Here is a 25,368-nt window from a genome sequence, read left to right on the forward strand (position 1 = left end):
CCGCGGAGAACAGCACGCGGACGGGGCGGAGCCGGAGGTCGGCTCACCGAGCAGAGGGTCGGCTCAACAGGAAGAGGACCACACGCGACCGAAGTCGATGTGGGAGCGCGTGACCAGCTGCTGCGAATGCATGGCCACAGTGGAACAGGCATCCGTTCCCGCGTCAACCATGATGAGACGTACGGCTCACAGTGCGGACACCCTTGACAATGGGGGCCGTTGACCGCATAGCCTCGAAGGGCGGATCGGGCTGAGGGGCCCGGTTCCGTGCTCACCGCGTGTGAAGGCGCACCCCGTGTTCGATCCGCCTCTGGCATCCACGGAGTCTTCGTATGTCCGCGACCCTGGTCAGAACCCCCTCCACGGCCCGGCCGGCCGAACCACCGCCCCGCATCGTCCCCGCCCGCCGTGCCGGGCAGTGGACCGCCGCGGCCCTCGTCCTCGCCCTGCTCGCACTCGGCCTGGTCTCGGTCGTCCGCAACAAGGCCTTCCAGTGGGACGTGGTCGCCCAGTACTTCACCTCGGCGTCCGTGCTCCGCGGACTCGGCCTCACCCTGTGGCTGACCGCCCTCGTCATGGCGCTCGGCTTCGTCCTCGGCACCCTGCTCGCCGTGCTCAGGTTCTCCGCCAACCCCGTGCTGCGCGCGGTGAGCTGGGGATACGTCTGGTTCTTCCGGTCCACCCCGATCCTGGTCCAGCTGCTCTTCTGGTTCAACATCGGCGCCCTCTACCCGCAGATCCTCGGCGTCAGCACGGTCAACCTCCTCGGCCCCGTGTCCGTCGCCGTCATCGGCCTCACCCTGCACGAGGCCGCCTATGCCGCCGAGGTCGTACGCGGCGGCATCCTCTCCGTCGACCGCGGGCAGCTGGAAGCGGCCCAGTCCCTCGGCCTCGGCCGGTGGCGCCGGCTCTCCCGGATCGTGCTGCCGCAGGCCATGCGGGCGATCGTCCCGCCGGCCGGGAACATGCTGATCGGCACCCTCAAGGGCACCTCGATCGTCTCCGTGATCGCCGTCCAGGACCTGCTCTACTCGACCCAGCTCGTCTACCACCGCACGTACGAGGTCATCCCGCTGCTGCTGGTGGCCACGCTCTGGTACGTCGCCGTCACCTCCGTCCTGAGCCTCGGCCAGCACTACGTCGAGCGCCACTACGCCCGCGGTACGGCGGGTGCGCGATGAGCACGACCCCCTCCACGCACGCGATCGTGATCGTGGGCGCCGGGCCGCGGGGGACCGGCTTCCTCGAACGGCTCGCCGCCAACCTGCCCGAGCTGTACGGCGACCGCCCCCTCGACCTCCACCTCGTCGACCCGCACCCGCCGGGCCCCGGCCGCATCTGGCGCACCGCGCAGTCCCCGCTGCTCTGGATGAACTCCCGGGCCGAGGACGTCACCATGTTCACCGACGAGACCGTGGACCTGGTGGGCCCCGTCCGCCCCGGCCCCACCGTCGCCGAATGGGCCGGCATCGAGGGCCGGACCTTCCCCACCCGCCCCCAGCAGGGCGCCTATCTGCGCTGGGTGTTCGAGCGGGCCCGGGCCGCGCTGCCCGCCTCCGTCTCCGTCCACGAGCACCGCACCACCGCCCTGCGGATCGGCGGTCCGCGCGAGGGACGCCAGCGGGTCTGGCTGGAGGGCTCCGCCGTGCCCCTCCTCGCCGACCTCGTCGTCCTCACCGTCGGCCATCTCGACGCCGAACCCGATCCGGAGCAGCGGGCCCTCGCCGGCTTCGCCGCCCGCCACGGCCTCGTCCACCTGCCGCCCGACTTCACCGCGGACACCGACCTGACCGCCGTTCCCGCCGGCGAGGCCGTCCTCGTCCGCGGCTTCGGGCTCGCCTTCGTCGACCTGATGGTGCTGCTCACCGAGGGCCGCGGCGGACGGTACGAGGGCGAGGGCGACGCGCTGGTCTACGTACCCTCCGGCAGGGAGCCGGTGCTGCACGTCGGATCGCGCCGGGGCGTCCCGTACCACTCGAAGATCGGTTACGCCCTCGAAGGCGAACGGCCCCCGCTGCCCCGCTTCTTCGGCCCCGAGCAGACCGACGCCCTGCTGCGGAGGCCCGGGCCGATCGACTTCCGGCGCGATGTGTGGCCGCTGGTCGACAAGGAACTCGGCTGGGCCCACTACCACCGGCTCTTCTCCACCCACCCCGAGCGGACCACGCTCGCGTGGGGCGACTTCGAGCGGGCCTACGAGGCGGCGCCGCCGCGCGGCGCCGAACTCGCCGCCGTCGTCGCCGCGGCCGTCCCCGACCCGGCTGACCGGCTCGACCTCGACGCCCTCGACCATCCCCTGGACGGCCTCCGCTTCGCCTCGAAGGAAGCCCTCCAGCACGGTCTGCGCGACTACATCACCGACGACCTGACCCGCCGTCACGATCCCGGCCACAGCTCCGACGCCGCCGTCTTCGCCGGCCTGCTCTCCGTCTACGGACAACTCCTCCGGCTCGGAAACCGCATCGACACCGGCGACTGGTGGCACGGCTTCTTCAGCTACCTCGCCTCCGGGCCGCCCGGCCCCCGGCTGCGCCAGCTCCTCGCCCTCTCCCGCGCCGGTGTCGTCCGCTTCCTCGGCCCCCAGATCACCGTCGAGGCCGACGAGGCACGCGGCGTCTTCCGGGCCGCGTCCGCCGCCGTACCGGGGGAGTGGACCGAGGCGCGCGCCCTGGTCGAGGCCCGGCTCCCCGACCCCACCCTCGAACTCACCAGCAGCCCGCTCCTGCGCGCCCTGCACGAGGAGGGCGCCCGGGCCACGGCCAGCGGCCTCCTCGTCGTCGACCCCGTCGACGGCCGGGTCCTCGACTTCGACGGACGTCCGCACCCGCGCCGCTTCGCGCTCGGTCCGCACACCACCGCGCGGACCGACAGCGCCTTCACCCGGCCCCGTACCGGCGGGGTCGCCTTCCGGCAGAACGACGTCACCGCGCGGGCGGCCCTGACGTTCCTGCGCGACCGGGCGTGTCGGCTCCCGGCCCCGCTGAGCGCCTGATCCCTCTCCACTCCCTCCCGCCGCCCGACCCCTTTCCGAGGAACCGCCATGTCTCTCACCAGCGATCCGCCCGTCACCAGAGCCGTCGAGAAGGAACCCGTGGCGGGCCCCGAGCTCGTGGTCGTCCCCGTGCGGCACCCCTGGCGCTGGGTGGCCGTCGCCGTCACCGCCGTCCTGCTCGTCCAGTTCGTCCACGGGCTCGTCACCAACCCCGGCTGGGAGTGGGACGTCTTCGCCGCGTTCTTCACCACCGAGACCGTCCTGCGGGCCGTCTGGGTCACCCTCCAGCTCACCTTCCACGGCACCGCCCTCGGCTTCGCGATCGGCATCGTGCTCGCCTTCATGCGCCTCTCGGCCAGCCCGTTCCTGCGGTCCGTCGCCTTCGGCTACATCTGGGCCTTCCGCTCGATCCCGCTCATCGTCCAGCTGCTCTTCTGGTTCAACCTCGCCTACCTCTACAAGGAACTGAGCATCGGCATCCCCTTCGGGCCGAGCTTCCTCTCCTTCGACACGACGGGCCTGGTCGGCGAGATGAGCGCCGCCGTCCTCGGGCTCGCCCTGCACCAGGCGGCCTACGCGGCGGAGATCGTCCGCGGCGGTGTACTCGCCGTGGACGAGGGCCAGGTGCAGGCCGCGGCCTCCCTCGGCATCCCGCGGCTCCGGCAGGTGCGGCGGATCGTCCTGCCGCAGGCGATGCGCTCGATCCTGCCCAACGCGGCCAACGAGATCATCTCGCTCTTCAAGGGCACCTCGATCGTCTCCGTCATGGCGATCGGCGAACTCTTCTACCAGGTCCAGGTCGTCTACGGCCGCAACGGACGGGTCGTCCCGCTCCTGATGGTCGCCACCGCCTGGTACGTCCTGCTCACCACCGCGCTCTCCGTCGTCCAGCACTACGTCGAACGCCACTACGCGAAGGGGAGCGTCCGATGAGCTCCGTCACCGTCGACCCGGCCGCCGAAGCCCAGGCCGCCACCACCGCCAAGGTCGAGATCCGGGCCGTCCACAAGACCTTCGGCCCCCTGCACGTCCTGCGCGGCATCGACCTCGACGTCCGCGCCGGCGAGGTCACCGTCGTCCTCGGCCCCTCGGGCTCCGGCAAGTCCACCCTCCTGCGGACCATCAACCACCTGGAGAAGGTCGACAGCGGCACCGTCAGCGTCGACGGAACCCTCGTCGGCTACCGCCGCTCCGGCAACAAGCTCTACGAGCTGCGCGAGCGGGACATCCTCAAGCAGCGCACCCGGATCGGCTTCGTCTTCCAGAACTTCCACCTCTTCCCGCACCTCACCGTGCTGGAGAACATCGTCGAGGCCCCCGTCTCGGCCCTGAAGCGCCCCCGCAAGGAAGCCGAGGCCGCGGCCCGGACGCTGCTGGAACGCGTCGGACTCGCCGACAAGGCAGAGGCGTACCCCAAACAGCTCTCCGGCGGACAGCAGCAGCGGGTCGCCATCGCCCGCGCGCTCGCCCTCGAACCCGGCCTGCTCCTCTTCGACGAGCCGACCTCCGCGCTCGACCCCGAGCTGGTCGGCGAGGTCCTCGACGTCATCAAGGACCTGGCCGCCTCCGGCACCACCATGATCGTCGTCACCCATGAGATCGGCTTCGCCCGCGAGGTCGCCGACACCGTGGTCTTCATGGACGAGGGCCGGATCGTCGAACAGGGTCCGCCGGCCGAGGTGCTCGACAGCCCCCGCCACGAACGCACCCGCGCCTTCCTCTCCAAGGTCCTCTGACCACCCGCGCCTTCCCCTCCAAGGTCATGTGACCACCCACCCCTTCCTCTCAGGAGTACTGCCATGAAGACCCGTCGCACCGTCCTCACCGCCCTCGCCTCGCTCACCGCCCTCGGCGTCCTCACCGCCTGCGGCTCGGGTGACGCCGCCCTCGACGCGGCCCAGCCCGAGGCGAAGAAGGCCGCCGACGGCATCAACCTCAGCCCCGAGCAGAACCGCGTCCACACCCCCAAGGTCGACGCACTCGCCGCCCAGCTGCCCGAGGCCGTCCGCAAGAGAGGCACCCTGGTCCTCGGCGTGTCCGCGACGAGCAATCCGCCGCTCGCCTTCCACGCCACCGACGACAAGACGCTGATCGGCGTCGAGGTCGACCTCGCGACCCTGGTCGCCGACGCCCTCGGTCTGAAGCCCGAGTTCAACCCGGTCTCGTGGGAGAACCTCTTCGTCGGCCTCGACAGTGGCAAGTACGACGCCGTCTTCTCCAACGTCACCGTCACCGAGGAGCGCAAGGACAAGTACGACTTCGCCACCTACCGCCTGGACGACCTCGCCTTCGAGGCGAAGAAGGGCTCCGGCTGGACGGTCAAGGGCCCCGAGGACGTGGCGGGCAAGGCGATCGCCGTCGGCTCCGGCACCAACCAGGAGAAGATCCTCGTCGACTGGTCCGCGCAGAACGAGAAGGCCGGCCGCAAGCCGGTCGACATCAAGTACTACCAGAACACCTCGGACTACTACCTGGCGCTCCAGTCCGGACGGATCGACGGCTACCTCGGGCCCAACCCCGTCGCCGCCTACCACGTGCTCTCCGCCGGGCAGACCGAGATCGTCGGGAAGTTCTCCGGCGCGGGCGCCGGACTCCAGGGCAAGATCGCGGCCACCACGAAGAAGGACAGCGGGCTCGTCGCCGCCTACGCCGCCGCGATCGACCACATCGTCGAGAACGGCACCTACGCCCAGGTCCTCAAGCGCTGGGGCCTCGACAGCGAGGCCGTGACGAAGTCGGAGATCAACCCGCCCGGGCTGCCCCGCACCAAGAACTGACCGCGCCCCGCTCCGTCCGCTCCACGTCGCTTCGAGAGAGACCGCATGACCAGCAGCCGAACGCTCCACCTCGCCGCCGAACTCGCCCCGGGCGCCGGTGACTCCCCGAGCGCCCTCGCCTCCGCCCGGACCGCCGCACCCGCCGTCGGCGGCACCGCCGCCCGAACCGTCGCGCTCGCCCGGCTCGCCGAGGGTGCCGCGCTCGACTTCCTCACCCACGACGACTCCTTCACGCGGCCCGGCCTCGACGCGCTCGCCGTCCTGGCCCGGGTCGCCCCCGAGACCCGCTCCATCGGCCTCGTGCCGACCGTGACCACGACCCACACCGAGCCCTTCCACGTCCAGGCCGCCGTCGCCACCCTCGACTGGGTGAGCCGGGGCCGGGCGGGCTGGCGGATCGCGGTCTCCCCTACAGGAGCCGAGGCCGCGCTCTTCGGCCGCCGCACGGCCCCGGCCACCGCCGAGCTCTGGCAGGAGGCGGGCGAGGTCGCCGAGGTCTCCCGCAAACTGTGGGACAGCTGGGAGGACGACGCCGAGATACGGGACGTGGTGACCGGGCGGTTCGTCGACCGCCGCAAGCTGCACCACGTGAACTTCCAGGGTGCGACCTTCTCGGTCACGGGCCCCTCGATCGTCCCCCGGCCCCCGCAGGGCAACCCGGTGACCGTCGTCGACGCCACCCGCCCCGCCGCCCGGGACACCGCCGCCCACCACGCCGACGTCGCTCTGATCAGGGCCTCCTCCGCCGAGGAGGCCGCGGCCCTGCGCGCCGAGCTGCGGCAGGGGGCCCGCGCCCACGGCCGGGACCCCGGACAGCTGCGCGTCCTGCTCTCGGCGACCGTCGACCTCGACGCGTACGAGGGCGGGCCCGCGGCGCTGGCCGAACTGATCGCGGGCTGGCACGGCGGCGGCGCCGTCGACGGCTTCCACCTCGTTCCGGCCGTGCCCGAGCGTGACCTGGAGCGGTTCACCGCCGGCACCGTCACCCGGCTGCGCGACCGCGGGCTCTTCCGCAAGGCCTACGAGGGGACCACCCTCCGCGACCAGCTGGGGCTCGCCCGCCCCGTCAGCCAGTACGCCGCCGAAGCACGGGTGACGACGGGAGCACGTGCATGAGCACGACTCCGGGCCGGAAGCAGATCCACCTCGCCGCGCACTTCCCCGGCGTCAACTCCACCACCGTCTGGGCCGATCCGCGCTCCGGCTCGCAGATCGACTTCTCCTCCTTCGAGCATCTCGCCCGGACCGCGGAGCGGGGCCTCTTCGACTTCTTCTTCCTGGCCGAGGGGCTGCGGCTGCGCGAGCACAACGGCCGCATCCACGACCTCGACGTCGTCGGCCGGCCCGAGTCGATCACCGTCCTGAACGCGCTCGCCGCCGTCACCGACCGGCTCGGCCTGGCCGGCACGGTCAACGCCACCTTCAACGAGCCGTACGAACTGGCCCGGCGACTCGCCTCGCTCGACCACCTCAGCGCGGGCCGGGCCGCCTGGAACGTCGTCACCTCCTCGGACGCCTTCACCGGCGAGAACTTCCGGCGCGGCGGCTTCCTCGACCGGGCCGACCGGTACGCCCGGGCCGCCGAGTTCCTCGCCACGGCCCGGGAGCTGTGGGACTCCTGGACCCCGGAGGGCCGCCAGCGGCCCTTCGTCCACAGCGGGCCGCAGTTCGGGATCGAGGGCGAGTTCACCGTCCCGCGCTCCCCGCAGGGGCACCCGGTCGTCATCCAGGCCGGCGACTCCGCCGAGGGCCGGGAGTTCGCCGCCTCGGCCGCCGACGTGGTCTTCACCCGGCACTCGACCCTGGAGGCCGGCCGGGAGTTCTACGCCGACGTCAAGGGGCGGCTCGCCCGGTACGGGAGGGAGCCGGGCGATCTGAAGATCATGCCCGGGGTGACGTACGTCCTCGGGGACACCGACGGCGAGGCACAGGAGCGCGCCGGCGAGATCCGCCGTCAGCAGGTCTCCCCGCAGAACGCGATCCTCGCCCTGGAGCAGATCTGGGGCCGCGACCTGTCCGGCTACGACCCGGACGGACCGCTCCCGGACATCGACCCCGATCCCGACTCGACCCTGGTCCAGGGACGGGTGCGGGTCGCCGACCCGGTCGGGGTGGCCAGGAGGTGGCGGGCGCTCTCCGAGGCCAAGGGCCTGTCGATCCGTCAGACGGTCGTCGAGTCCACGAGCCGGCAGTCCTTCGTCGGCAGCCCGGGGACGGTCGCGGCGGCCCTGGAGGAGTTCGTCGCCACGGACGCCGCCGACGGCTTCATCCTCGTCCCCCATCTCACCCCCGGCGGCCTCGACGACTTCGTCGACCGGGTCGTCCCGCTGCTCCAGGAGCGGGGGGTCTTCCGTACGGAGTACTCCGGCACGACGCTCCGGTCGCACCTCGGGCTTCCCGAGCCCGTGTGGAAAGGTTGAGCACCATGAGCACGGACAACGACAGCGGTACGGGTACGGACGCGGGAGCCGACCCCCGGCAGGAGTGGCAGCACTGGCACGAGCAGCGGGAGGCCGCGGTCTCCTCCTCGTACGGTCCGCTCTCCCTCACGGGCACCCATTGGCTCTCGGACTTCCCGGAGGGGCGAATTCCGGCCGTTCCGGGGGAGTGGCGGGAGGACGGCGACGAGGTGCTCCTCAGCGCCGGCGCCGAGGACGGGATCACCGTCGACGGCAAGCCCTTCACCGGCACCGTCCGGCTCACCGCCGACCACGGCCCGATCCACGAGTCCCGTGTCGAGTCGGCGGGCCGGCGGCTCGTGGTGCTGCGGCGCGAAGGGCTCTGGGCCGTACGGGACTTCGACCCCGGCTCCGAGGCCCGTACCGCCTTCCGGGGCATCGAGGCCACCCCGTACGACGAGCGCTGGGTGGTGCCCGGAGTCTTCCGGCCGTACGAGCGGACGCGCAGCGTACGGGTGGAGAACGCCGACGGCCGCGAGCGCGGTCTCGGGCTCTCCGGAGAGCTGGTCTTCGAACTGCACGGCGGCGAGCACACCCTCCAGGTGGCCGTCGAGGACGACGGCACCCTGTGGGCGGTCTTCGCGGACGCCACCAGCGGCCGGGACAGCTACCGCTTCCGCTTCCTGCGCCCCGCGGCCCCGGCGGCGGACGGCTCGGTGACGGTCGACCTCAATCGTGCGCTGCTGCCGCCCTGCGCCTTCGTCGACCACTTCATCTGCCCGTTCCCGCCTCCGGGGAACACGCTCGACACCGCCGTCGCGGCGGGGGAGCGACGGCTGAGCGGGGTCTGACTCCTCAACCCGGGCGAATCGCCGGGAAGTTGCGGGCCGTACGGCCGAATCGCGCCCTTGCGGCGTGAAGTCGTACGGCCCGAGACTCCCCCACAGCGCCGGCCCCAGGCCGCGCCTCACGGGCCCGGCACCCCACGGCGGGCCCCCGATTCCCCTCGGGAGGAACAGAAGTGAGGACCATGCGCACCACCCCCACGAGAACCGTCCGGCTGCTCGCCGTCGTGGCAGGCCTCGCCGCCGCCGCCGCGCTCGCCGCCCCCACCGCGAGCGCCGGCACCGCACAGAGCACCCGCACCTTCGACGCCGCCGCCCTCTCGGCGACCGGCGACGCCGTCCGCGCCGCGGACGTGGCCGGTACCGCCTGGTACGCCGACACCGCCACCGGCAAGCTGGTCGTCACCGCCGACTCCACCGTCAGCCAGGCCGAGCTCGCGAAGATCAAGCGGCAGGCCGGCGCGAACGCGGACGCCATCCGCGTCGAGCGCACCCCCGGCAGGTTCAGCAAGCTGATATCCGGCGGCGACGCGATCTACGCCACCAGCTGGCGCTGCTCGCTGGGCTTCAACGTCCGCGACGGTTCCGGCAATTACTACTTCCTGACCGCCGGACACTGCACCGACGGCGCGGGCACCTGGTACTCCAACTCCTCCCGTACCACCGTCCTCGGTACCACCGCCGGGTCCAGCTTCCCGGGCAACGACTACGGTCTGGTGCGCTACACCAACACCTCCGTCACCAAGTCCGGCACGGTCGGCAACGTGGACATCACGAGTGCCGTCAACGCCACCGTCGGCATGTCCGTCACCCGGCGCGGCTCCACGACCGGCACCCACAGCGGCTCCGTGACGGGCCTCAACGCCACCGTGAACTACGGCGGCGGCGACATCGTCTCCGGCCTGATCCGCACGAACGTCTGCGCCGAGCCCGGCGACTCCGGCGGCCCGCTCTACTCGGGGAGCCGCGCCGTCGGCCTCACCTCGGGAGGCAGCGGCAACTGCTCCACGGGCGGGACGACCTTCTTCCAGCCCGTGACGGAGGCGCTGAGCGCGTACGGGGTCAGCGTCTTCTAGCCGACCCGGGACGCGGGTACCGGAGACGGAGGAACTGATGACCCGGGCGTACTCCGGCCGGTAGTCCGCCGCCGCACGACGGTGCCGCCCCGTGCGAGGAAGCACGGGGCGGCACTCTGCCGTCCTGCCGGACCGCGTCAGGGGGCGCGGGGCGGAGGGCGCGAGTTCAGAGGGCGCGAGTTCAGAGGGCGCGGGCGAACTCCAGCCGGTCGGCGAAGTTCACGTATCCGGCGCGCTCGAAGGCCTTGGCCATCGCCACGTTCGCGGCGTCGCAGTCCCCGCGGATCTCGGTGGCCCCGGCGCCGACCAGGACGCGCGTGCCCCGGATCACCACCGAGGTGGCGTATCCCTTGCCCCGGTGGGCGGGGGCGACGCCGACGAAACCGATGACCGGAACGCTGGGGTTCTCGGCGGGCAGGCTGATCACGGCGACGGTGCCGTCCGCGTCGTAGCCGAGCTCCCACCACGCGGGCTCGTGCTTCAGCTCGGCCGTCTCCTCGAAGAGCAGCTCGGCCGCGCGCCGGGCGCCGTGCTGCCGTACGTCGGCCGCGAGGCGGGCGTCGGCGGTCTCGGCGAGAAGCTCGGCGAGGACCGCGACGAAGGGCTCGGGGCCGAGTTCGGCGAGCGAGCGGAAGGTCAGCCGGGGGTCGTCGGCCGGCAGCCCGTCCGGCGCACCGGGTGCCTCCGGCCCGGCGTCACCGGTTCCGTTCGCGGCGGGGGCCCGCAGGCTGAACCTGCGGCCGTCGCGGATCACGGCGTACCCGGACGCCCGCAGCAGCTCGCCCCGGTGCTCCGGGTTCCGCTGGAACTGCGGGGCCTGGGCGGGGGAGTCGACGACGTGCTCCAGCTCCGTCGCGCCCAGCTCCCGGGCCGTGACAGCGGCCGCGTCGAGCAGCGCGGCAGCGGTCTGCGGAGCGTCCTCCGGCGCCTCGAACAGCACCAGTGCGAGCGGGACCTCGTGACCCGGCATGGTCCACAGCACCACGCTGCCGGTGAGCCGGCCGTCGCCGTCCTCGGCGACCAGGCACCACTCGGGCCGGGTGCACGTGCTGTCGAGGAGCTGGGCGAGATACGCGCGGGTGGCGGCGTTGCGCTCGGGGTCGCCGGGGTGCTCGACCAGGGCGGGGAGTTCGTCGGGACGGGCGGGGCGCACACGTGTCACGGAGAGCCTTGTCGGTTCGGGGAAGGGTTGATGCTGCCCCGTGAACGTAACGGCCGACGGGCTGGTGGGCCAAGGGTTTTTGACGTCAGTGGGTCCGCGCGCCGCTCGCGGTGTCGACTTCGTCCGCGATCGGCTCCGCCTCGGGCCCGCGCTTCAGGGAGGACATCACCAGGGTGACGACCACGCCGACGACCGCCCAGGCCGAGAGGACCAGCATCGAGCTCGTCATGTCGTTGCCCTTGAAGTACGCGATCGAGCGCGCCGCCCAGGTGCCGGCGCCCGGTGGCAGGGCGGGGCCGATCGCGTTCCAGAACGGGGGCAGCATCGGCAGCGGGAAGGCGCCGCCCGCGCTGGGGTTGCCCGCGACCACGATGAGCAGGATCGCCAGCCCGATGCCGACGATCCCGAAGACCGACTGCAGGGCGAGGGTGGCGGCGCCGACGGCGAAGACGACCAGCGTCCCGAGCCCCCACAGGGCGGCGACGCTGCCGGGCAGGGCGCCCAGGATCGGGCCGACGATGACCGCGCCGCCGAGCCCGCCGAGGACCGAGTAGACCGCGAGGACCCCGAGGCGGATGATCGCGCGTTCCCGGTTCGCGGGCCGGGAGCCCGCGCTGATGGCCAGGATCGCGGCGCAGATGTAGCCGCCGACGCACCAGCCGACGACGAGGTAGAAGGCCGAGAGCCCGTCGAAGTCCTCCGACGAGGCGGGGGCCACGTCGACGGTCCGTACGGTGCGCTGCTGGGTCGCCTCCACCCGGGTGAGGATCGTCTCCAGGGCCGAGGAGAGCACGGTGCCGCCGCCGGAGGCCACGAGCAGGGTGTCGGTGCGGCCGGTGGGGTCGACGATCAGGGCGCCGTCGATGTCCCGGTTCAGGATCTGGTTCCGTGCCGTGGCCGCGTCGGCGACCGGGCGGGGGTCGAGCGGGGCGCCGGGGAGCTGGTCCAGCTGTCCGACGAGCTGTGCGGAGACCCGTTGCGGTGCGACGACGCCGAAGGGGACGTCCCTCGGCTCGGGGTGGTGCAGAGCCCCGACGTACGAGGTGATGAACAGCAGCTGGAGGGCGAAGACGCCGACGACAAGGAGGGCGGCTCGGGGGGTGACGGCGCTTTTCAGTTCGTCGACGAGGCTCATGCCCCCACGCTCCGGGGCAGGGGGTGTTTCCGCAGGTGGGATGCGCCCGAATGGTTGACCGAAGGACGACCCGGCGCGCTTATCGTACGGACGTTCGAAATGAGCTAAGGTGAGAAACGAGGGGGTGGGAACGTACGTACGATTTCGATGCGGAAGCCGGGAGGTGCGCCATGCCGGGGTTCACGCATCTGCACACCGCGTCGGGCTACTCCCTGCGCTACGGAGCCTCCCACCCCGAACGACTGGCCGCGCGTGCCGCCGAGCGCGGCATGGACGCGCTCGCCCTGACCGACCGCGACACCCTCGCGGGCACGATCCGCTTCGCGAAGGCCTGCGCGAAGGCGGGGGTCCGCCCCCTGTTCGGCGTGGACCTCGCCTACGAGGCGACGGCGCCCGGGTCGGGGCCGGGACGGTCCGGACAGGGAGCGGGGCAGGCGCGGGCGACCGCGCCCGGCGGCGGCCCGCGGGGCGGGCGGGTCCCCGGCCGCGGCCCGCAGGACATCCGGCGGGTACCCGTCCGCGGCGGGGCCTTCATCGACGAGTCCGCGCCCCGCGCCCTCTTCCTCGCCCGCTCCCGCGCCGGCTGGGCCTCGCTCTGCGCGATGATCACCGCTGCCCACGCCGGGGGAGGGGCGCGGCCCCTGCTGCCCTGGTCCGCCCTGTGCGACGAGGACGTCTTCGTCCTCCTCGGCCCCGACTCCGACGTCGGACAGGCCCTCGCCGCCGGCCGCCCCGACCGGGCCGTCCGGCTGCTCGCACCCTGGCGCGACCGGTACGGCGACGCGCTGCGCCTCGCGGCCGTCGACCACGGGCGCTCCGGCACCGGGCCCGGCTCCCTGCGGCTCGCCGCCCGGACCGTCGGCTTCGCCGCCGAGCAGGACGTCCGGCCGGTCCTCAGCAACGCCGTCCGGTACGCCGACCCCGGCCAGGGCCCGGTGGCCGACGTCCTCGACTCCGCCCGCCGGCTCGTCCCCGTCGACCCCCGCAAGGAGCTCGACAGCGGCGCCGCCTGGCTCAAGGGGGCCGACGGCATGCTGGCCGCCGCCGAACGGATCGTCGAGGCCGCCGGCTTCCGCCGGGACACCGCCCACCGGCTCCTCGAACAGACCGCGACGGTCGCCGCCGCCTGCCTGGTCGACCCCGAGGACGACCTCGGCATCGGCTCCGCGCACTTCCCCGAACCGCACCTCGTCGGCGCCGAGCACCGCACCGCCCAGCGCGTCCTCGCCTCCCGCGCCGCCGCCGGCATGATCCTCAAGGGGTACGAGAAACGGGGCGCCTACTGGGACCGGATGCACCGCGAGCTGGACGTCATCGCCCATCACCGCTTCGCCCCCTACTTCCTGACCGTCGCCCAGGTCGTCGACGACGTCCGGAAGACGGGCATCCGGGTCGCCGCCCGCGGCTCCGGCGCCGGCTCCCTGGTCAACCACCTGCTCGGCATCGCCCACGCCGACCCGGTCGAGCACGGCCTCCTGATGGAACGCTTCCTCTCCAAGCGCCGCACCGCCCTGCCCGACATCGACATCGACGTGGAGTCCGCCCGCCGTCTGGAGGTCTACCGGGCGATCATCGACCGCTTCGGCACCGCACGCGTCGCCGCCGTCTCCATGCCCGAGACCTACCGGGTCCGCCACGCGGTACGGGACGTGGGCGCGGCCCTCTCCATGGACCCGGCCGAGATCGACCGGGTCGCGAAGGCCTTCCCGCACATCCGCGCCCGCGACGCCCTCGCCGCCCTCGACGAACTGCCCGAGCTGCGTGAACTCGCGGGCGAGCGACAGAAGTTCGGGAAGCTCTGGGAGCTGGTGGAGGCCCTCGACGCGCTGCCGCGCGGCACCGCCATGCACCCCTGCGGGGTCCTGCTCTCGGACGCCTCGCTGCTCGCCCGTACCCCCGTGGTGCCCACCAGCGGCGAGGTCCCCCACAGCCTCAAGGGCACGGGGGGTGCCCCCTTCCCCATGTCCCAGTTCGACAAGGAGGACGTGGAGGACCTCGGGCTGCTCAAGCTCGACGTCCTCGGGGTACGGATGCAGTCCGCGATGGCCCACGCCGTCGCCGAGGTCGAGCGGGCCACCGGCACCCGCCCGGACATCGACGCGGTCCCGGAGGGCGACCCCGAGACCTACCGGCTCATCCGCTCCACCGAGACCCTCGGCTGCTTCCAGATCGAGTCGCCGGGCCAGCGCGACCTGGTCGGCCGGCTCCAGCCCGCCACCTTCCACGACCTCGTCGTCGACATCTCGCTCTTCCGGCCGGGTCCGGTCGCCGCCGACATGGTCCGCCCCTTCATCGAGGCCCGGCACGGCCGCGCGCCCGTCCGCTACCCGCACCCCGACCTGGAGGAGACGCTGCGGGAGACGTACGGCGTGGTCGTCTTCCACGAGCAGATCATCGAGATCGTACGGATCATGACCGGCTGCGGCCGTGACGAGGCCGACCAGGTGCGGCGCGGGCTCTCGGACCCTGAATCGCAGGGCCGGATCAGGCTCTGGTTCGCCCGGGAGGCCTCGGCGCGCGGATACGCGGACGAGGTCGTGGCCCGTACCTGGGAGATCGTGGCCGCCTTCGGTTCGTACGGCTTCTGCAAGGCGCACGCGGTGGCCTTCGCCGTACCGACGTACCAGTCCGCCTGGCTCAAGGCGCACCATCCGGCCGCCTTCTATGCCGGGCTGCTCACCCACGACCCCGGCATGTACCCCAAGCGGCTGCTGCTCGCGGACGCGCGCCGGCGGGGGGTGCCGGTGCTGCCGCTGGATGTGAACCGGTCGGCGGTCGCCCACCGTATCGAACTGGTGTCTGAATCCACGGGTCGGTGGGGGCTCCGGCTGGGCCTCACCGACGTCCACGGCATCAGCGAGGCCGAGGGCGCACGGATCGAGGCCGGCCGGCCGTACGCCTCCCTCCTCGACTTCTGGGAACGGGCCCGCCCCCGCACCCACGTCGCCGAACGACTCGCCCAGGTAGGTGCGTTGGACGCCTTCGGCGCCAACCGCCGCGACCTCCTCCTCCACCTCACCGAACTCCGGCGCATCCAGCGGGGAGCCGCCTCGCACGGCGGTCAACTCCCGCTCGCCCAGGGCGGGAAGACCGCACCCATCGGCCTGCCCGACCTCGACGAGACGGAACGCCTCAGCGCCGAGCTCGGCATCCTCGGCATGGACGCCTCCCGCCACCTCATGGGCGACCACCACGCCTTCCTCCGCGAACTCGGCGTCGTCTCCGCCCAGCGCCTCCGCGAGACCCCGCACGGCAGGACCGTCCTCGTCGCGGGCGCCAAGGCCGCCACCCAGACCCCGCCGATCCGCTCCGGCAAGCGCGTCATCTTCACCACCCTCGACGACGGCACCGGCCTGGTCGACCTCGCCTTCTTCGACGACGCCCACGAGCGCTGCGCCCACACCGTCTTCCACTCCTGGCTGCTGCTGGTCCGGGGAGTGGTGCAGCGGCGCGGCCCACGCAGCGTCAGCGTGGTCGGCGCCGCCGCCTGGAACCTCGCCGAACTCGTCGAACTCCGGGCGTCCGGCGGCCTGGACGCGGTGGGGGAGCGCCTCGCCGAACCCGCCGAGCCGACCGCGCCCGCCACGGGCGTCGGGAACGGCGACGCCGCGCCCGTCGCCGGGCGCGGCGACTCCGGCCGGCGCATCACGATGCCCACGGGATACGAGATGAACCCCTGGGCCGACCTCAAGCCGGCGGGTGAAGGGACTCCGAGTGGACGGAAGCTGTGGCACAGCAGCCCGGGTTCGGCGGGCTGAGCCGTTCCGTGGGACGGACCGCCGTGGATCAGGCGGTCGCCGCTCCGGAGACCGCCGTGTCGACGGAGGCGTACGTCACCCCGTGGTCGGCCAGGACCTCCGCGACGAACCCGCCGGTCGTGGTGAGCGCGAGCAGGATGTGCTCGTCGCCGATCTCCCGGTCCTTGCGGGCCAGCGCCACCCGGAGGGACTTCTCCAGGACGGTCTTGGCCTCCCGCGAGAAGGAGCGGCGACCCGACCGCCACCCGGAGTCCCTGCGGTCGCCCGCCAGCGCGCCCTCGCCGTGGGTCTCCTCCACCCGCGCCACGATCGCGCCGACGTCGATGCCGAGGTCCGCCAGGGCCTCCTCGTCCGCGCGGGAGAGTCCCGCCCGGCGGCGGGCGCCGGTCAGCGCGGCCACCAGGGACGGCCGGCGCTCCAGCGGGCACAGTGCGCGCAACGCGTCCGCCGCCCGGGTGCCCTCCCCGTCGAGCAGGGCGAGGAGCAGATGCTCCGGGGTGACGACCGTCGCGCCACTCCGCTCCGCGTGCTCGACCGCGCCCTTCACCACGGTGCGCGCGGCCTTCGTGAACCGTTCGAACATCACTGCCTCCCGTACTTCTTGTGGACGGCCTGTCGGCTGACACCCAGTTCGGTCGCGATCTCCTGCCACGACCACCCCTGGTTGCGCGCACTGCGCACCTGGACGGCTTCCAGTTGTTCGAGCAGTCGCCTCAGGGCGGAGACGGCCCTTAGTCCGACCCGTGGGTCGCGGTCGCCCGCCCGTGCGGCGAGATCGGTCGCATCGGTCATGACGTCAACTTACGTTGACAAGCACTCGGGCGTCAACCCCGGTTGACACCCCTCTCGTGACTCGCACAAATATTCGAACATGCTCTAGGCTGAGGGAGCGGGAAGGGGCGTTCAGGGGCAAACCGCCCTAGGGCGAACAGGGACACGGGACGGAGGGGAGCGACATGATCCTCTGTGTGCGGTTCCGGCTGGAGTCCCCCGCTTACCCCGCTTCCCCCGCTTCCGGGACGGGAGGGGCCGGGGTTCTGCTTCCCCCGCTGATCGACCTGCTCGCCGAGTTCACCCCCGTCGTCGAGGCGGCCCCGCCCTGCGAGGCGCTCGCCGACGTGCGGGGTGCGCTGCGCTACTTCGACCGGAGCCCGGCCGAGCTCGCCTCGGTGATCCGCGTCAGGGCCCTCGCCCTGTACGGCGTCGACTGCGTCATCGGAGCCGGCCCCAACCCGATGCTGGCCCGGATGGCGGCGAGCGAGGCCCGGCCCGGCGTCACCCTGGTCGTCGACGACCCCGCGACCTTCCTGCGCGACCGGCCGGTCGTCGCGCTCGACGGCGTCGGTCGCGCCACCGCCCGCACCCTCTGCGGCTACGGACTCGACTCCGTCGGCCGCGTCGCGGACGCGCCGCTCGCCGTGCTCCAGCGGCTCGTCGGCGCGAAGACCGGCCGCGAGCTGTGGGAACGGGCCCGGGGCATCGACCGCACCCCCGTCGTCCCGCACGCGGCCTCCCGCTCGGTCGCGGCCGAACGTTCCTTCCCGCACGACGAGACCGACCGGACGCAGCAGCGCCGGGCCCTCCTCTCGCTCGCCGAGGAACTGGGCACCCGGCTGCGCACGGAGGGGCAGGTGTGCCGCGCGCTCGCCGTCACCGTGCGGTACGCGGACCGGACCACGACCACCCGCAGCCGTACCCTGCCCGAACCCACCGCCCACTCGGCGGCGCTCACCGCCCTCGCCCACGCCGTCCACGACTCCTTCGGCCTCCAGCGGGCCCGGGTACGGGGCATCGCCCTGCGCGCCGAGGGGCTTGCGGGCGCGGAGGGCGCGGCACACCAGCTGTCCCTGGACCCGGCGGACGAGAAGGCCCGGCGGATCGAGGCGGTGGCGGACAAGGCACGGGCGAAATTCGGCCCGCGGGCGGTACTGCCGGGATCGCTGGCGGCCTGACGGCCCTTTCACCAGGCTCTCGTGACGACACATCACTTTTTACCGACGCGTAACTTCCCAGCCAAGGCTACCCGTGCGTAGCTTGGCTGAAGCGCATCCCCACCGCGCATCCCCACTTGTGGTCCGGACCGCAGGGCACAGCACCCCCACCATCCCCTTGAGCCGCAAGGAGATCGCCCGATGCTGCCCTGGAAACACACCGTCAGAGCGCTGTCCGTCCTGCTGCTGACCGCCGCCGCCACCCTCGCGCCGACCACCGCCGCCTCGGCCCAGGCCGAGACCGCCACCACCAGTCGGGGCTGGAACGACTACTCCTGCAAGCCCTCCGCCGCGCACCCGCGGCCCGTCGTCCTCGTCCACGGAACCCTCGGGAACTCCGTCGACAACTGGCTCGTCCTCGCGCCGTATCTGGTCAACCGCGGATACTGCGTCTTCTCGCTCGACTACGGCCAGCTGCCGAACGTGCCGTTCTTCCACGGACTCGGCCCCATCGAGGCCTCCGCCGGACAGCTCGACGCCTACGTCGACCGGGTCCTCGCCGCCACGGGCGCCCCGGAGGTGGACATCGTCGGACACTCGCAGGGCGGCATGATGCCGCGCTGGTACCTCAAGTTCCTCGGCGGCGCCGAGAAGGTGAACGCGCTCGTCGGGATCGCCCCCGACAACCACGGCACCACCCTGCTCGGCCTCACCAAGCTCCTGCCGTACTTCCCCGGCGCCGAGGACCTGATCAAGGCCGGTACCCCCGGCCTCGCCGACCAGATCGCCGGGTCGCCGTTCATCACCAAGCTCAACCAGGGAGGCGACACCGTGCCCGGGGTCCGCTACCACGTCATCGCGACCCAGTACGACGAGGTGGTCACCCCGTACCGCTCGCAGTTCCTGAGCGGCCCGAACGTCACCAACGTCCTGATCCAGGACAAGTGCGCGCTCGACCTGTCCGAGCACGTGGCCATCGGCACGGTGGACCGGGTCACCTTCCACGAGGTGGAGAACGCCCTCGACCCGGCCCACGCGACCCCGACCACCTGCCTCTCGGTGATCGGCTAGTCCTTCTAGCCCTGGGTACGCCGCCGGCGCGTCGACCCGAAGAGCACGGCCGCGCCGATCGCGAGCACGGCGGCGCCACCGACCGCGAGATACGGGGTGGTGGCGTCGCCACCGGTCTCGGCGAGCACCTCACCGGAGCCGGATTCCGAACCGGCCGCGGGAGCGGGCGCGTTGGGCGCGGCGGAGGAGGCCTCGGCGGACGGAGCGGGCTGCGTCTCGTGGCCCGCCCCGTGACTCGCCTCCTGGCTCGGCCCGGGGGCGGGCGCGGTCTCCCCGGCGCCCGTGGAGGCGTCACCGTCCCCGTGCCCGCCGTGCTCGACCGAGGACTCGTCCTGACCGTCCTCGATCTGCTCGTCGCTCGGCGCGGACGCGGTCGGCGCCGGGGCCGTACCGCCGCCGCTGTCCTTCCCGAACACCACGTCCGAGCAGGTGTAGAAGGCCTCGGGGGAGTCGGAACGCTGCCAGATCGAGTAGATGAGGTGGCGGCCGGACTTGTTCGGCACCGTGCCCTGGAAGACGTAGTCGCCGCTCTCCATCCGCGGGTCGGTCACCGTCGCGAACGGCTTCTCCTCAAGGTCCGACCACTTCAGCGGCTTCGACGGGTCGTACCCGTCCTTCGTCACGTACAGCGCGAACGAGCCCCGGTGCGGCGCGGTCCCCTTGTAACGGAAGGTGTGCGCCCCGGAGGCCATCGGGCTCGCCGGCCAGTCGGCCCGCGCGAGGTCGAGTCCCCGGTACTTGTCGTTCCCCGCGCTGCACAGCCTGCCGTCCGGGATCAGCTCACGGTGCTTGCCCGCGGCGTTGGCGATGTTCACCGCGTTCCAGTCGTAGAACGCCTGCGTCCCGCTCGCCGCCACGGCCGCCTTGCAGGCCGCCGACTTCGGCGACTCGGGCCCCTCCGCGTAACAGGCCGAGACCCGGCTCACCGGATCGGTCATCGACCCGTGCGCGAACGCCGGCCCGGAGGCGAGCCCGGAGAGAGCCAGAACCGCGGTGGCGGTGACGGCGGCGGTACGGCGAGAAGTCATGGGGGGACAGCTCCTTCACGAGGGTGAGGTGGGGGGATGCCCAGAAAACTAGCCGCCCCGAACCGCGAAATCGCTGCTGGAGAGCGGGATGTGGCGATCCTTAGGACCGCTTTAAGGAAGGACTAAGCGGCGCCTGAGGAAGCCGCCGCCGGCCGCCTCCGGGCCGTGGTTGCGACTACTCTGGGCCGACAGGCGACAACTGGCTGGAGGGGACGGGGTCTTGGACGCGGAGTTGGCCGTGCTGGCGGGCACGGCGGGGACGACGTTGGTCACCTTGCTGACGACCGAGGCGTGGCAGCGCGTCAGCGACGGGATCACCTCGCTGTGGCGTCGCGCCGAGCCGACGCGGGCCGAGGCGATCTCCGCCGAGCTCGAAGTCGCCCGGACGGACCTGCTGGCCGCGCGGGACAGTGGCGATGCCGAGGTCGGCGGCGAACTGGGGGCGGAGTGGCAGGGCCGCATCCGGCGGCTGCTCGTGACGCATCCCGAGGAGGCCGCCGCGCTCCGGAGGCTGATCGACGAACTGCAGCCGCTGACGCCCGACGTCCCGTCGGTGACGCAGCACGCCACCGCCTCCGGACACGCCCGGGTGTACCAGGCGGGCCGCGACCAGCACATCGACCAGCGATGAGCGGCGCCAACGACGCGCGGGCCGACGGGTACGGGCGGGTGTACCAGGCCTCGGGCGACCAGCACATCGTCGAGCACCATCACCACGCCCCCGAGTGGTCCGGCCCCGACTCGGTACGTCACCCGGCGGTCGGCCGGGCTCCCGTCGTACTCCGCGACCGCGTCGGCGAGATGGACCGCCTGAGAGCCGCTGTCGAGCCCGGCGTCGGCAACCGCGCCTACGTCCTCCACGGCATGGGCGGCTGCGGCAAGACCGCCGTCGCGTACACCGTCTTCCGCCATGCCACCCAGCACGCCGAGCGCATCGGACTCTGGGTCAACGCCTCCGACCCGGCCTCCCTGCGGGCCGGCATGCTCGCCGTCGCGGCCGACCGGGGCGCCACCGACGCCGAACTCACCGGCGCCCGCAGCGGGCTTCGCCCGGCCGCCGACCTCGTCTGGCAGTACCTCGACGCCTCCGACCGGCCCTGGCTGCTCGTCCTGGACAACGCCGACACCCCTGCCGTTCTCCGCGACGGCGGGTGGCTGCGGACCAGCTCCCAGGGCATCGTCATCGTCACCACCCGCCAGGCGGCGTCCCACTGGTGGTCAGGCGCCGAGCTCCTCCAGTTCGGAGTCCTCCCGCGGGACGACGCCGCCCTCGTCCTCCAGGATCTCGCCCCCCACGCGGGAAGCATGGAGGAGGCGGCGGAGATCGCCGACCGCCTCGGGCGGCTCCCCCTGGCGCTCACCCTCGCCGGCGGATTCCTCGCCCACCAGATCATCGACCCGTGGAACCTCGCCGACTACCGCAACGGACTCGACGGCGGGGCCGGCTACCACCCCATCGAACTCCTCGACCGGGGCGCCGAGACCGGCGCCGAGTCCCGCCACCTGCTCAGCCGTACGTGGCAGCTCTCCCTGGACGCGCTCACCGCCCAGGGGCTCCCCGAGGCCACCGCCCTGCTGCGCCTGCTCGCCTGCTGGGCCGGCGACCCCCTCCCGCTCCCGCTCCTCTCCGGTGCCGAACTCGGCACGGAGCTCCACCCGTCCCGCGTGGAGTCCGCCCTCCGCGGCCTCCTCGACCACTCGCTGGCCGAGCTCGTACCGGGCCGCGTGCGCTGCCTGCGCGTCCACGGGATCCTCCTCGACAGCGTCGCCCAGGCCACCCCGCCCGACCAGCGGGAACGGCTCGCCACGACGGCCGTCCGACTCCTCAGGGCCGTCCTTCCGGAGGTGCCCGAGCGGGGGGAGCAGGATCCCGCGGTGACCCTGCTCGCTCCCCATGTCACCGCGTTCCTCCGGCGCGTGACCGGCTGGAGTGCCGCCCCCGCCGTGGTGGAGGGCGCGGCCGACTGCGCACTCCGGCTCGTCGTCGCCGTGCACAGGTCGGGGGACTACGCCTCCGCGCTCACCTTGGCGAACGAAGCCGTCGACATCGCCTCCCGGGCCCTTCCCGTCGACAACGCGTTCCTGCTGAGGCTGCGGATGCGGGTCGGCCGTGCCCTCTTCCGGCAGGGACGGTTCGAGGAGTCCGAGGCCGTGTACCAGGCGGTGCTCGACGACTGCGAGCGGGTCCTCGGGCCCGACGATCCGGACACGTGGGAGGCATGTCTGCGGCTCGGGTTCGTGCTCCCCCACCGTGGTCGACTCCAGGACGGGATCCTCCTGAGGAAGCGGGCGGTCCGCGGCCGCGAGGAGACACTCGGGAGATCTCACCCGCTCACGCTCATCGCGCGAAAGGCCGTCCTGGAGGTGATCGGGCGCCCCGACGCGGCCGCGCTTCCGGAGAGGGACGAGATCCTCGCCACGGGCCCCGCCGTCATCGAGGACTGTCGTGGCACCGCCGGCGAGGATCACCCCATGACGCTCGGGGCCGAACTGAACTACGCGTTCGCACTCGCCGCCGCCGAGAGACCGGCCGAGGCATTGCCCCATGCCCGGAGAGCCCTCTCCGGATTCGAACGCGTCTTCGCGCCGGACTACCCCCTGCTGCTCAACACACGACAGACGCTCAGCGTCGTCCTGCACGCCCTGGGCCGGCACGCCGAGGCGATCGAGCACGGAGAGCTGCTGGTGGAGGGGCGGACCCGGGTGCTGGGCCCGACGCATCCCTGGACGGTTCACGCGGAGGAACTCCTCGACCAGTACCGGAACGCCGGGACGTCCTCGTAGGAGGGGCTCAGCCCAACCGCCGGTACCGCCGCTCCGGCCGCCCCGTCCCCCCGTACCGCAGCGTGATCTCCGCCCGGCCCGTCTCCGCGAAGTACTCCAGGTAGCGGCGGGCGCTCACCCGGGACAGGGAGCCGGCCTCGGCGCATTCCGTGGCCGAGAGGCCCTCCGGGTGGGCGCGGAGGACCGAGTCGACCAGGTCGGCCGTGTGGGCGGCCAGGCCCTTGGGGAGTTCCCGGGAGCCGCGGGGGCGGGTGCCGAAGATCTGGTCGACGTCCTCCTGGCGGGCCTCGTCGAGTTCGTCGAGGCGGCTGCGCAGCGAGGCCACATGGCGGAGCTGCTCGTGCAGCGCCGCCTGGCTGAACGGCTTGATCAGATAGTGCAGCGCCCCCGCCCGCAGCGCCTCGCGGATCGTGCCCACGTCCCGGGCCGCCGTGATGAAGAGCGCGTCCATGCCCAGGCCCGCCGCACGCAGCTCCCGCAGCACCTGGATGCCGTCCATGTCCGGCAGGAACACGTCGAGGAGCACCAGGTCGGGCCTGAGCCGCTCGGCCGCGCGCAGGGCGTCGGCGCCGTTGTGCGCGACCCCGGACACCGTGAAGCCCGCCACCGCCGACACATAGCGGCAGTGCAGCTTGGCGACCATGAAGTCGTCGTCCACCACCAGCACGTTCGTCACGACGACCCACGCTAGGTCCCGACCACAACGACCACAACGTCCGTTGATTGCGGAAGAGAGACAGCTTCCTCACGCGAGGGCAACATGTGGGCCACCTCACATCCCTTCCCCTACAGCTGAGAGGCGGCACACGTGCGGTTGCGCACCCCCTTCGCCCTCCTCGGGGCCGCGCTCCTGGTGCTGGTGGGCCCACCGCTGCTCAGTCCCGGCAGCGGCTCCGACACCGGCACCCGGATACCCGGCCTGCGTTTCATGGTCCCCAACACCCCCGGCGGCGGATACGACATCACCGCCCGCACCGCGGCCAAGAACGCCGAGGAGGCGGACCTCACCGGCGACATCGAGGTCTTCAACCTGCCCGGCGCCGGCGGCACCGTCGGGCTCACCCGGCTCGTCGGCGAACGCGGCAACGGCCGTCTCGCCATGTCCATGGGCCTCGGCGTCGTCGGCGCCGTCCACACCAACGAGACCCCCAGAACCCTCGCCGACACCACTCCGATCGCCCGGCTCACCGAGGAGCAGGACATCGTCGTGGTCGGCAAGGACTCCCCGTACAAGACCATCGACGAGCTGCTCACCGCCTGGAAGGGGAACCCCGGCAAGCTGCCCGTCGGCGGCGGCTCCTCGCCCGGCGGCCCCGACCACCTCGCCCCGATGCTGATGGCCCAGGCGGCCGGCATCGCCCCGAAGGACGTCAACTACGTCCCCTTCGACGGCGGCGGCGAGCTCCTCGCCTCCATCCTCGGAGACAAGGTCGCCTTCGGCGTCTCCGGCGTCGGCGAGTACCTCGACCAGATCAAGGCGGGCGAACTGCGTCTGCTCGCCGTCACGGGGCCGAAGCGTGTCCCCGGCCTCGACGCACCCACCCTCCGCGAGGCGGGCCTCGACACCGAGTTCACCAACTGGCGCGGCATCGTCGCCCCGCCCGGCCTCTCCGACGCCGAGCGCGAGAAGCTCGTCACCCTGGTGACCGAGCTGCACGACTCCCCGCAGTGGCGCGAGTCGCTGAAGACCCACGGCTGGAACGACGCCTTCCTGCCGGGCGAGGAGTTCGGCACCTTCCTCGCCGAGCAGGACCGCCGCGTCGGCTCCGTACTGAAGGAGCTCGGTCTGTGAGCACCGAATCCGAGAGCACCGAATCCGAGAACACCACATCCGTGAGCACCCCAGCCGGGAGCACCTCCTCCGGGGGTACCACATCCGTGAGCACCGCATCCGTGAGCACCAGGAAGGGGAACCTCGCCGCCTGGTGGCGCGAGCGATCCGAACTCGGCGTCGGCGTGCTGCTGTTCGTCCTCGGTGCGCTCGTCCTCACCGATGCCCTCACCCTCGACGCCGACCTCGCGGGCCGCGGCCCCGTCGGCCCTGCCACCGTCCCCCTCGTCGTCGGCTGCGGACTGCTCGTCGTCGCCGTCCTCCTCTCCGTCGACGTCCTGCGCGGCGGCCGCGGCGAGGCCGAGGCCGGTGAGGACGTCGACCTGACCGAGCCCGCCGACTGGCGCACGGTCCTGCTCCTCGCCGGTGTCTTCCTCGCCTTCGCCGTCCTCATCGGCCCCGTCGGCTTCCCCGTCGCCGGAGCGCTCCTCTTCTGGGGCGCGGCGTACGCCCTCGGCAGCCGCCACTTCCACCGCGACCCGCTGATCGCGGCCGCCCTCTCGCTCCTGACCTACGTCGTCTTCGACAAGCTGCTCGGCGTCCCGCTGCCCGGCGGTCCGCTGATGGGAGTGATCTGAC

General features: G+C 72.7%; 22 protein-coding genes. 16 read left to right on the forward strand and 6 right to left on the reverse strand.

The features are described from left to right. The first annotated feature begins 332 nt into the window (after positions 1–332). From IF00_RS0107995 to IF00_RS0108035, 9 genes are all read left to right on the forward strand, one after another. Positions 333–1,181, forward strand: a complete 849-nt coding sequence (locus IF00_RS0107995) for an amino acid ABC transporter permease (protein WP_030315732.1) — start codon at positions 333–335, stop codon at positions 1,179–1,181. Then, a complete protein-coding gene (locus IF00_RS0108000) occupies positions 1,178–2,992 on the forward strand; it encodes an FAD/NAD(P)-binding protein (RefSeq protein ID WP_030315734.1) in 1,815 nt (604 codons plus the stop codon). The genes IF00_RS0107995 and IF00_RS0108000 overlap by 4 nt, the downstream gene beginning before the upstream one ends. A gap of 48 nt (positions 2,993–3,040) precedes the next feature. Continuing rightward, on the forward strand, positions 3,041–3,925 hold the full coding sequence (locus IF00_RS0108005) for an amino acid ABC transporter permease (protein WP_030315736.1): 885 nt from the start codon (positions 3,041–3,043) through the stop codon (positions 3,923–3,925). Continuing rightward, complete coding sequence (locus tag IF00_RS0108010) at positions 3,922–4,728, forward strand: amino acid ABC transporter ATP-binding protein (protein WP_051819987.1); 807 nt, start codon at positions 3,922–3,924, stop codon at positions 4,726–4,728. The genes IF00_RS0108005 and IF00_RS0108010 overlap by 4 nt, the downstream gene beginning before the upstream one ends. 63 nt (positions 4,729–4,791) lie before the next feature. Then, positions 4,792–5,769: an ABC transporter substrate-binding protein gene (locus IF00_RS0108015; protein WP_030315741.1), complete on the forward strand. Its 978-nt coding sequence runs from the start codon at positions 4,792–4,794 to the stop codon at positions 5,767–5,769. Positions 5,770–5,814: 45 nt separating this feature from the next. Then, positions 5,815–6,885: an LLM class flavin-dependent oxidoreductase gene (locus IF00_RS0108020; RefSeq protein ID WP_030315742.1), complete on the forward strand. Its 1,071-nt coding sequence runs from the start codon at positions 5,815–5,817 to the stop codon at positions 6,883–6,885. Then, positions 6,882–8,189 (forward strand): NtaA/DmoA family FMN-dependent monooxygenase, encoded by a 1,308-nt coding sequence (locus IF00_RS0108025; RefSeq protein ID WP_030315744.1) that lies wholly within the window; start codon positions 6,882–6,884, stop codon positions 8,187–8,189. The genes IF00_RS0108020 and IF00_RS0108025 overlap by 4 nt, the downstream gene beginning before the upstream one ends. A gap of 5 nt (positions 8,190–8,194) precedes the next feature. Then, the gene (locus IF00_RS0108030) at positions 8,195–9,019 is read left to right on the forward strand and encodes a DUF1684 domain-containing protein (RefSeq protein WP_030315746.1); all 825 of its coding nucleotides are present in this window, start codon (positions 8,195–8,197) and stop codon (positions 9,017–9,019) included. A 170-nt stretch (positions 9,020–9,189) separates the two neighbouring features. Then, positions 9,190–10,089 (forward strand): S1 family peptidase, encoded by a 900-nt coding sequence (locus tag IF00_RS0108035; protein ID WP_037637767.1) that lies wholly within the window; start codon positions 9,190–9,192, stop codon positions 10,087–10,089. A 181-nt stretch (positions 10,090–10,270) separates the two neighbouring features. Here IF00_RS0108035 and IF00_RS0108040 read toward each other — a convergent pair whose 3' ends face one another. Further along, entirely contained in the window at positions 10,271–11,251 is a 981-nt protein-coding gene (locus IF00_RS0108040; protein WP_030315751.1) for a GNAT family N-acetyltransferase, read from the reverse strand. Positions 11,252–11,336: 85 nt separating this feature from the next. Beyond that, the gene (locus IF00_RS0108045; RefSeq protein WP_030315754.1) at positions 11,337–12,386 is read right to left on the reverse strand and encodes an ABC-2 transporter permease; all 1,050 of its coding nucleotides are present in this window, start codon (positions 12,384–12,386) and stop codon (positions 11,337–11,339) included. Between the two features lie 170 nt (positions 12,387–12,556). On the opposite strand from IF00_RS0108045, the gene IF00_RS0108050 reads away from it, so the two are divergent. Continuing rightward, positions 12,557–16,144: a DNA polymerase III subunit alpha gene (locus tag IF00_RS0108050; RefSeq protein ID WP_030315756.1), complete on the forward strand. Its 3,588-nt coding sequence runs from the start codon at positions 12,557–12,559 to the stop codon at positions 16,142–16,144. Between the two features lie 28 nt (positions 16,145–16,172). Here the strand turns inward: IF00_RS0108050 and IF00_RS0108055 are convergent, their stop codons facing one another. After that, complete coding sequence (locus IF00_RS0108055; protein ID WP_030315758.1) at positions 16,173–16,727, reverse strand: Clp protease N-terminal domain-containing protein; 555 nt, start codon at positions 16,725–16,727, stop codon at positions 16,173–16,175. Beyond that, the gene (locus IF00_RS0108060) at positions 16,727–16,936 is read right to left on the reverse strand and encodes a helix-turn-helix domain-containing protein (RefSeq protein WP_030315760.1); all 210 of its coding nucleotides are present in this window, start codon (positions 16,934–16,936) and stop codon (positions 16,727–16,729) included. Before IF00_RS0108060 ends, IF00_RS0108055 begins: the two co-directional genes overlap by 1 nt. A gap of 164 nt (positions 16,937–17,100) precedes the next feature. Between IF00_RS0108060 and IF00_RS0108065 the strand changes: the two genes are divergently transcribed. Continuing rightward, the gene (locus IF00_RS0108065; protein ID WP_030315761.1) at positions 17,101–18,096 is read left to right on the forward strand and encodes a DNA polymerase Y family protein; all 996 of its coding nucleotides are present in this window, start codon (positions 17,101–17,103) and stop codon (positions 18,094–18,096) included. Positions 18,097–18,276: 180 nt separating this feature from the next. Further along, complete coding sequence (locus IF00_RS0108070) at positions 18,277–19,146, forward strand: esterase/lipase family protein (protein WP_030315764.1); 870 nt, start codon at positions 18,277–18,279, stop codon at positions 19,144–19,146. A 5-nt stretch (positions 19,147–19,151) separates the two neighbouring features. Here the strand turns inward: IF00_RS0108070 and IF00_RS0108075 are convergent, their stop codons facing one another. Beyond that, a complete protein-coding gene (locus IF00_RS0108075; protein WP_030315765.1) occupies positions 19,152–20,174 on the reverse strand; it encodes a lytic polysaccharide monooxygenase in 1,023 nt (340 codons plus the stop codon). A gap of 220 nt (positions 20,175–20,394) precedes the next feature. Between IF00_RS0108075 and IF00_RS0108080 the strand changes: the two genes are divergently transcribed. After that, a complete protein-coding gene (locus tag IF00_RS0108080; protein ID WP_030315766.1) occupies positions 20,395–20,805 on the forward strand; it encodes a hypothetical protein in 411 nt (136 codons plus the stop codon). Further along, positions 20,802–22,958, forward strand: coding sequence for a tetratricopeptide repeat protein (locus IF00_RS0108085; RefSeq protein ID WP_030315767.1), 2,157 nt, complete (start codon positions 20,802–20,804; stop codon positions 22,956–22,958). The genes IF00_RS0108080 and IF00_RS0108085 overlap by 4 nt, the downstream gene beginning before the upstream one ends. A 7-nt stretch (positions 22,959–22,965) precedes the next feature. On the opposite strand, the gene IF00_RS0108090 is transcribed toward IF00_RS0108085, so the two are convergent. Beyond that, a complete protein-coding gene (locus IF00_RS0108090) occupies positions 22,966–23,634 on the reverse strand; it encodes a response regulator (RefSeq protein ID WP_030315770.1) in 669 nt (222 codons plus the stop codon). Between the two features lie 132 nt (positions 23,635–23,766). On the opposite strand from IF00_RS0108090, the gene IF00_RS0108095 reads away from it, so the two are divergent. Both IF00_RS0108095 and IF00_RS0108100 read left to right on the forward strand, forming a co-directional pair. Beyond that, positions 23,767–24,750, forward strand: a complete 984-nt coding sequence (locus IF00_RS0108095) for a Bug family tripartite tricarboxylate transporter substrate binding protein (RefSeq protein WP_030315772.1) — start codon at positions 23,767–23,769, stop codon at positions 24,748–24,750. Between the two features lie 101 nt (positions 24,751–24,851). Further along, entirely contained in the window at positions 24,852–25,367 is a 516-nt protein-coding gene (locus IF00_RS0108100; RefSeq protein WP_030315774.1) for a tripartite tricarboxylate transporter TctB family protein, read from the forward strand. Position 25,368: the final 1 nt, after the last annotated feature.

Origin of the sequence: Streptomyces flavochromogenes (assembly GCF_000717595.1) — a bacterium.
Lineage (GTDB): Bacteria > Actinomycetota > Actinomycetes > Streptomycetales > Streptomycetaceae > Streptomyces > Streptomyces flavochromogenes.